The sequence below is a fragment of the Desulfosporosinus cupriresistens genome, from assembly GCF_001707885.1.
In the GTDB taxonomy this organism is placed as follows: domain Bacteria; phylum Bacillota; class Desulfitobacteriia; order Desulfitobacteriales; family Desulfitobacteriaceae; genus Desulfosporosinus.
Genome location: NZ_MASS01000092.1, coordinates 1 through 8,473 on the forward strand (window position 1 = coordinate 1; position 8,473 = coordinate 8,473).

Below are 8,473 nucleotides of genomic sequence, written 5' to 3' on the forward strand. Positions count from 1 at the left end.
CGACATCTAGGGATGGACGTTGGATTTGTTGTTGGCGTACCAAGAGTTGGCGTAGATATTACGGGTCCATTGGATGCCGAAATTCTGCGCGAGTTACGGGCGGATGTTTTAGTGGACTTCACTAATCCCCAATCGGTTCTAAAGAATTCTAAAACGGCGATTATGGCCGGAGTAGTTCCCGTAATTGGGACTACAGGTTTGGATGAAACTGAAATAGAAGAAATTCGAACCCTTGTTGCTAAAGAAAACGTAGGTGCGTTCCTAGCTCCCAATTTCGCCATAGGGGCAATTTTAATGATGCGATTTGCTAGGGAATCTGCAAAATATTTTCCCAATGTGGATATCATTGAATTGCACCATGATCAGAAATTAGATGCCCCATCGGGTACTGCTTTAAAAACTGCAGAAGTAATTTCGGAAGTTCGTGAACCGATGATTCAGGGGCATCCGAATGAGTATGAGAAAATCCCGGGGGCTCGAGGAGCGGATATTGGAGGGATCCATATCCACTCTATACGCTTACCGGGTTTGATTGCTCACCAAGAAGTTTTATTTGGAGGATTAGGACAAACGTTAATAATCCGCCATGATGCATTTACGAGAGAAACCTATATGCCTGGGGTTATGTTGGGTATTCGTAAGGCTTCAGATTTGACGGAGCTAGTGATAGGACTCGAGAATTTCCTCGATTAGGTAATTAATCACGCGTCACCACAGCCCGCGCTTCCTCATATAATGGATTGTAGTCAATGGGACATTGTCTCAAAGGGGGCATAAAGATGAGTGCGGGTCTGAAAGGAATTAGTTTGGCCGTGATCGGAGGGGACGATCGAGAACTTTATTTGATCCCCGAACTCCAAAAGCAGGGAGCCTACATAGTTGGGGTTGGATTCGAAAATGCACCGCCCATTTCAGGAATGGAGCTGGCGCCATCGCTTCAAGACGCAGTTGGTCAAGTAGACATGTTGCTTTTTCCAATGTTCGGCACGAATGAACGGGGGGTAGTCAAAGCCAAATATTCTGACCAACCTATCGTATTAAACAAAGAAGTTCTTCAAGCTATTCCAGCACGTGTTCCACTGTTAATTGGCTGGGCGCGGCCGGCTTTGAAGTCAGCAGCAGAGAATATGGGAATCCAACTGGTGGAAACCATAACCCTTAACGAAATTACTATTCTTAACTCTATACCTTCGGCAGAAGGGGCCATTCAAATGGCGATGGAGAATACAACCATTACGATTCATGGTAGCGAAAGCTTCGTCTTAGGTTTAGGACGGACCGGTTGGACTCTAGCGCGCATGTTACTAGGGATTGGGGCGCACGTAACAGGGGTCGCTCGCAAGCCTTCAGACTTAGCACGTGCATTTGAAATGGGATTCCATGCTGTAAATCTAGCAGATCTTGAGAATGAGATTGAACGTGCAGAAATTATTTTTAACACGGTACCTCATCTCTTATTAGATCGCGTGATGTTAGAAAAGGTGGCTAAGGATGCAGTAATCGTGGATTTGGCTTCTATTCCGGGCGGGACGGATTTTGAATACGCCCAGATGCTTGGCATTAAAGCAATTCTGGCTCCGGGTCTCCCTGGTATTGTAGCTCCGAAAACGGCTGGTCGAATTCTTGCTCAAATCTATCCGCAACTTATTCTTCGTCACTTGACCACATTGAATGCTACGGTTCAGTCTTGAAAGTGGAGGTGCGAAGGGATGCAGTTTGACGGGTTGAAAATTGGGTTTGCTCTTACAGGATCACACTGTATGTTACATGAAGGTATCAAAATTATGAAACGCTTGGTTGATGAAGGTGCAGACGTGACACCGATTATCTCTTATGCAGTTGAAAGTATGGACACAAAATTTGGAAAGGCAGAGGACTGGCTGAATCAATTTCGGGAAATCACGAATAAGGAACCGATCCATACGATTCCTGGAGCTGAGCCGGTTGGGCCTCAAAAGATGTTTGATTGCTTGGTAATTGCTCCTTGTACAGGAAATACCCTGGCCAAACTAGCCAATGGAATAACAGATACTCCGGCACTTATGGCTTCAAAATCACATTTGCGTAATCAAAGACCTTTGGTTTTAGCGATTTCAACCAATGATGGACTGGGATTAAATGCACGTAATATTGGAACTCTACTCATTACAAAAAATATTTATTTGGTGCCGTTTGGTCAAGATAACCCCCAAGTTAAAGCGAATTCTTTAGTAGCTCATATGGATAAAATTCCGGAAACCATCCTCATGGCCTGTACAGGGAAACAAATTCAACCTGTGCTTTTAGATTATCGATAAATGGTGATCGCCTGTAAAAAAGGTGTCCTGCTTTATCCCGCAGGGCGCCCTTTTCACAAGACTAAATGCAAACAAAAATAGGGAGGAACATATGGAATGCCGAATATAGCAATTGTTGGCGCTACAGGCGCTGTTGGCCAAGAGTTTCTTAAAATACTTAATGAACGCAATTTTCCTATCGATGAACTTAGGTTATTAGCAACAAAACGTTCCGCAGGAAAACGCGTTTCATGGCAGGATCGGGAACTGGAGGTTCACGAGACAACCCACGAGAGTTTCAAGGGTGTAGATATTGCGCTCTTTGCCGGTGGATCAGGCAGTACTGAATTTGCTCGTTCCGCGGTGGACAGTGGGGCCGTGGTGATTGATAACAGCAGTGCATTTCGGCTGGACCCAGAAGTGCCTCTTGTAGTACCTGAAGTTAATCCAGAAGATGTAAAATGGCATAAGGGTATTATAGCGAACCCTAATTGTTCAACCATTATAATGGTAGTTGCTCTCAAACCTATTTTTGATTTGGCAGGAATTCGTCGAGTTGTAGTTTCTACATATCAAGCCGTGTCCGGAGCGGGACGAGAAGGTATTGAGGAACTAGGAGCACAGGTTAAGGCATGGTCTCAAAATGAAGATCTAACGTCGGCAGTTTTTCCCTATCAGATTGCCTTTAATGTTATTCCTCGCATTGATGTTTTCCAGGAGGGTGACTATACCAAAGAAGAGTGGAAGATGGTCAAAGAAACGCAAAAGATTTTCCATGTTCCAAATATGGCGATCACAGCAACAACGGTTAGGGTACCTGTTTTCCGCAGTCACTCAGAGTCCATTAATGTTGAGACAGATCGCTTAGTTAGTGTCTCAGAAATCCGAGAAGCCTTAAGCAAAGCTGAGGGTCTTATAGTTGATGACGATCCGGGTAATGATCGTTATCCCATGCCGTGGTTTAGTGCTGACAAAGATGAAGTCTATGTAGGGCGCTTACGAAAAGACTTTTCCATCGCTCAAGGATTCAACTTATGGGTAGTTGGAGATCAAATTCGCAAAGGTGCGGCAACAAATGCTGTACAGATTGCAGAACTCCTTCTTTAAGTTGACCATTGAGTTCGAAGTTCGAAGTTCGTTATTGAAGACTGATTTAATTGAAGCGTGAGAACGAGATACGAAGTTCGATATAATCGGTAAATTAATATTAGGCCCAAAGGTCTGAAGAATGAAGCCTGAGGTTTGAGGCATGATGTTGCGATTCTAAAATAGAGAATTCAAAATTTAATGCTAAAAGTCAGTGTCCTGAGGTATAAAATTTGAGTCTATGGGGTTTTAATATTGTACCTCGAGCGTTGAACATCGTACCTCGAAGAGGGGGGACCGAGAGTTGCGTATTTTGGTACAGAAGTTTGGCGGAACCTCCGTGGCTACGGCAGAACGTAGAACTCAGGTTATTTCAAAAGTTTCCGAGGCGGTACATAGTGGGTATTCTCCTGTTATTGTAGTTTCTGCGATTGGCCGTTCTGGAGATCCCTATGCAACCGATACATTCCTGAGTATGGTAAATGGAATTTATCCCGATTTACCGAAACGAGAGTTGGATCTTCTGATGAGTTGCGGTGAAGTTATTTCTGGAACTGTTCTAGTAAGCACGTTAATCAGTCAGGGCTTTGAAGCGGTTCTTTTTACAGGTGGGCAGGCAGGAATTATCACTGACAAGGAGTTTGGGGATGCCCGGATTGTACGCGTAGAGCCGCGCACTATTCTGGAACAGCTTGCTAAGGGCAAAGTGGTTGTCGTTGCCGGTTTTCAAGGAATGACGGAAGACGGTCAGATCACAACCCTTGGGCGAGGAGGAAGCGATACTACGGCTTCAGCACTTGGGGTTGCACTTGAGGCAGAAGCGATAGATATTTATACGGATGTCGATGGAATCATGACCGCGGATCCAAGAATCGTTGAAGATGCACGGATTTTAGATATAGTTACGTATAATGAAATATGTCAATTGGCCTATCAGGGAGCTAAAGTCATTCATCCACGTGCTGTTGAAATTGCGATGCAACGCAATATTCCCCTTAGAATTAAATCGACTTTTTCAAATGCACCAGGAACATTAGTTACTAACATGCATCCAGAACGTGGCGTAGGAACAGATATTACTACAGACCGTTTAATTACAGGAATTGCGCATACACCGAATGTTACGCAAATTCGGATTTTAACAGCAGATGTTCAAGACAAATGTCTTACTGACAAACGAATTTTTAAAGCGATGGCCCTTGCCGACATTAGTGTTGACTTTATCAGCGTTTCGCCGGAAGTCGTACTCTATACCGTTCGAGATGAGATTGCGTCTAAAGCGGTTAGAATACTACAGAATATGGGTTTTGAACCAGAGGCTGTTCAGAGTTGTGCTAAAGTTTCAATTGTTGGTGCAATTGCTGGTGTCCCGGGTGTAATGGCTGATATGGTTGAAGCACTTTCTGATGCCGCCGTGACCATACTACAATCAGCGGATTCACATACTACTATTTGGGTACTAGTTCATAAGGAAGACATGGTGACTGCAGTTCAAACCTTACACCAAAAGTTCCAGTTAGGTATTTAATGGAAAGAAAGAATTGGAAAGAAAGGATGAGGAAGGATGAGAGAAATGTCATTTGGAAGAATCTTGACAGCCATGGTAACCCCCATGAATGAAGCTTTGGAGATTAATTATGAAGAAGCCAAACGCTTAGCTCAATATTTAATCGCTCACGGATCTGATAGCGTTGTGGTATGTGGTACGACTGGAGAATCTCCGACCGTAAAGGACGATGAGAAAGTAGAGCTTTTTAGAGTCGTAAAAGAGGCACTTGGGAAAACACCGGTAATTGCCGGGATCGGGTCCTATTCCACTGATGACAGTGTTTCGCTCGCGCGCAAGGCTGCGACAACGGGTGTGGATGGATTGATGGCAGTGGTGCCCTATTATAACAAACCTTCTCAAGAGGGCTTATATCAGCACTTTAAAGCTATTGCCGAAGCAACATCGTTACCGCTGGTCCTTTATAATGTGCCGAGTAGGACCGTAACTAATCTAATGCCTGCGACGGTGAAAAGACTAGCTGAAATTCCCAATATTGTTGCTTTGAAAGAAGCAGCAGGTTCAGTCGATCAGGTCACTGAACTTAAAAGAATCTTGCCTCCTGAGTTTGTGATTTATAGCGGTGATGACTCTATGACTCTGCCGATGCTAGCCTTAGGCTGCGACGGAGTCATCAGCGTGGCAGCTCATGTTATTGGAGAAGAGATGAAACAAATGATAGATGCCTGGTTTGCTGGGGATGCCATCCAAGCTACACAATGGCATTTGGATCTCTTTCCAATCTTCAAAGGAATTTTCGTAACGACGAACCCAGTTCCCATTAAGTCTATTGTGAATATGCTCGGGATTAATGCTGGCGGAGTACGTCTTCCTTTAGCTAATGCGACGCTGGACGAAATGAAGTTTTTAAACGATCTTATGGATAGTATTAAAAAGCTACGCGCAAATAAAAGTACTGCTCAAATAACACCGGAATTAAAGGTGGCTTGTGAAACGGCCAGCAACACTATTGTTTGAAGGAATTAAGGTAAGTAATTGAGTAAATTATCATACAATAAATGCAACCAAAATAACTAACAAAAATGAACCTCCGCTTAAGCTTAAGCGGGGGTTCATTTTTGTTAGTTAATCTCTCCCTAGTCTTGTTATAAGCATTTAGTTGCCAAATAAACAACATTAGTATAATTATTAGGCATCACCCTGAATAATGATGTTATAGAGCTGAAAAGTATTATGTCATAATTCCGACAAGCTAGAAATAAGTACTGTGAATAAGGCGTGAGAGATGAAGAAACTTGCCAGACAGCGTTTTGCACGCTATAATATAGTATCTATATTGTGCGGCTAGTTTTATAGATCCTTTTCGAAATATTGACGAATACTGGGCGTCGTTGTATTCGTTTATGGTATTTCGTGTCTTTTTGTTGTCCTTATTTTGGGCGTCGAAAGAAACCGCGGGGGTCCCCTTAGATTTTTGGCACAATGCAAGAGATAAAATAAATACAGGAGGTAGATTTGATTGCCGAAAGAGCATAAATTGCAAATTATTCCATTAGGCGGACTTGGAGAAATTGGTAAGAACATGACTGTGATCCGCTATGACAATCAGATGGTGCTTGTCGATGCCGGATTAGCATTTCCGGATGAAGACATGCTGGGAATTGATATCGTAATACCGGATTACTCATATCTGATTGAACATAAAGAAATGCTTCTTGGCATTTTACTTACTCATGGACATGAAGATCACATTGGTGCCTTACCCTACTTATTAAGAGATATAGATGTTCCGATTTTCGGAACACGTTTGACATTAGGTATCATTCAGTCCAAAATCAAAGAGAATAATTTGACTAATATAAAGGCTACAGTAGTACAACCGCGGGATGTCATTAAGCTTGGAGTATTTCGAATTGAATTTATTCGTGTCAACCACAGCATTCCGGATGCAGTAGGTATTGCCATTCATTCCCCCTTGGGAACGATCGTTCATACAGGGGATTTTAAATTAGATCATACTCCAGTTTCAGGTGAGACGCTTGACATCCATAAGTTTTCCGAACTGGGCGACAAAGGTGTTTTATGTCTATTATCGGACAGCACTAATGTGGAAAGAGCGGGTTTTACACCGTCAGAGAGAAACGTCGGGCATATGATTGATGAGGCTTTTCATAATGCCAAGGATCGAGTGATTCTTGCTAGTTTTGCTTCAAACGTATATCGTCTTCAGCAGGCGATCACTTCGGCAGTTGCGACGAACCGTAAGGTGGCGGTTGTTGGACGAAGCATGGTTAACATTGTTAGCATTGCGGCAGAACTGGGGTATCTGGATATTCCTGAGGGCACACTTGTAGACATTGATGAAATTATTGGTTTACCGGGAAATCAAGCCTGTATTTTGACCACAGGGAGTCAGGGAGAGCCGATGTCTGCTTTGACCCGAATGGCGAACCATGATCACAGGCACGTAGCTATTCAGCCAGGAGACACTGTGATAATCTCGGCGAGTCCAATTCCAGGTAACGAAAAATCAGTGGCTAAAACGGTCGATCAATTATTTAAGCTTGGTGCGAATGTTATCTATGAATCGACAGATGGAATGCATGTATCTGGCCATGCTAGTCAGGAAGAGCAAAAATTAATGCTCAACATGGTCCGACCAAAGTATTTTATGCCCGTTCACGGAGAGTATCGAATGTTGATCAAACATGCCCAGTTAGCGGAGGAACTTGGTATTCTACGGGAGGATATTTTTGTCTCAGAAAACGGAGGAATTGTTGAGTTCACACGCCACGGCGCAGCTCTGGGTGGTAAGGTTACATCTGGTAAAGTCTTGATTGACGGATTGGGTATTGGAGATGTAGGCAACATTGTGCTACGGGACCGAAAACAACTCTCTCAAGACGGCATTTTGATTGTCGTTATGACTATAAGTCGTTCAAATGGAGCGATTGTTGCAGGACCGGATGTTGTAACGCGTGGGTTTGTTTATGTTCGTGAGTCGGAGTCTATGTTAGACGACGCCAAACTAAAAGTAAGGCAGACGATGGCGAGGTGTCGAGAGAATCGGATCACAGAATGGGCTGTGTTAAAAAGCCAAATTCGTGATGCCTTAAGTAAACAGCTTTACGAAAAAACCCGTCGTCGGCCTATGATTTTACCTATTATTCAAGAAGTTGAATAGTATAGCTAAAAAATGCTCCATTTAGTGGAGCGTTTTTTAGCATCTTTTTAAGGAGAGGGTGCAACTGGGGACGGTTCTGGGTTGCATTCTAGCCCAATAAGCAAGAAGGGGTTGCCTCAAAATAGAAATTAATTTCTATTTTAGGGCAGCCCCTAAGCATCATTTTAAGGATAGCACGTTTTGCTTATAAAGTATTGAGCTTTAACTCATTTTTCTTTGAGGAAAATGAAGAAATATTAGTTGACAGAACATGTCGAAAATGGTATTATAACTGAGCGCCACAAAGACGCACAGTGATTGAATAAGCGAGGGGTTAAAAGCTTCGAGCTAGTCGATCCGAACAAAACGAATTAGCTATTGACAACGTAAGTTGAAAATGCTAAAATGTAGATCTGGCCCAAGCGGCCAAAGCAAACGAAT

General features: G+C 43.2%; 7 protein-coding genes. All 7 read left to right on the forward strand.

Features of this window, described 5'->3' with window-relative positions:
* Window positions 1-693, forward strand: a 693-nt coding sequence (dapB, locus tag DSBG_RS20640) for a 4-hydroxy-tetrahydrodipicolinate reductase (protein WP_068966786.1), incomplete at its 5' end; no start/stop codon positions are given.
* 86 nt (window positions 694-779) lie between these two features.
* On the forward strand, window positions 780-1,691 hold the full coding sequence (gene dpsA / locus DSBG_RS20645) for a dipicolinate synthase subunit DpsA (RefSeq protein WP_068966788.1): 912 nt from the start codon (window positions 780-782) through the stop codon (window positions 1,689-1,691).
* An 18-nt stretch (window positions 1,692-1,709) separates the two neighbouring features.
* Window positions 1,710-2,297, forward strand: coding sequence for a dipicolinate synthase subunit B (locus tag DSBG_RS20650; protein ID WP_068966790.1), 588 nt, complete (start codon window positions 1,710-1,712; stop codon window positions 2,295-2,297).
* Window positions 2,298-2,393: 96 nt separating this feature from the next.
* Window positions 2,394-3,383: an aspartate-semialdehyde dehydrogenase gene (locus DSBG_RS20655; protein ID WP_068966792.1), complete on the forward strand. Its 990-nt coding sequence runs from the start codon at window positions 2,394-2,396 to the stop codon at window positions 3,381-3,383.
* A gap of 283 nt (window positions 3,384-3,666) precedes the next feature.
* A complete protein-coding gene (gene dapG, locus DSBG_RS20660) occupies window positions 3,667-4,890 on the forward strand; it encodes an aspartate kinase (protein ID WP_068966794.1) in 1,224 nt (407 codons plus the stop codon).
* 45 nt (window positions 4,891-4,935) lie between these two features.
* The gene (gene dapA / locus DSBG_RS20665) at window positions 4,936-5,886 is read left to right on the forward strand and encodes a 4-hydroxy-tetrahydrodipicolinate synthase (protein ID WP_068966795.1); all 951 of its coding nucleotides are present in this window, start codon (window positions 4,936-4,938) and stop codon (window positions 5,884-5,886) included.
* 502 nt (window positions 5,887-6,388) lie between these two features.
* The gene (locus DSBG_RS20670) at window positions 6,389-8,053 is read left to right on the forward strand and encodes a ribonuclease J (protein WP_009616234.1); all 1,665 of its coding nucleotides are present in this window, start codon (window positions 6,389-6,391) and stop codon (window positions 8,051-8,053) included.
* Window positions 8,054-8,473 lie beyond the last annotated feature (420 nt).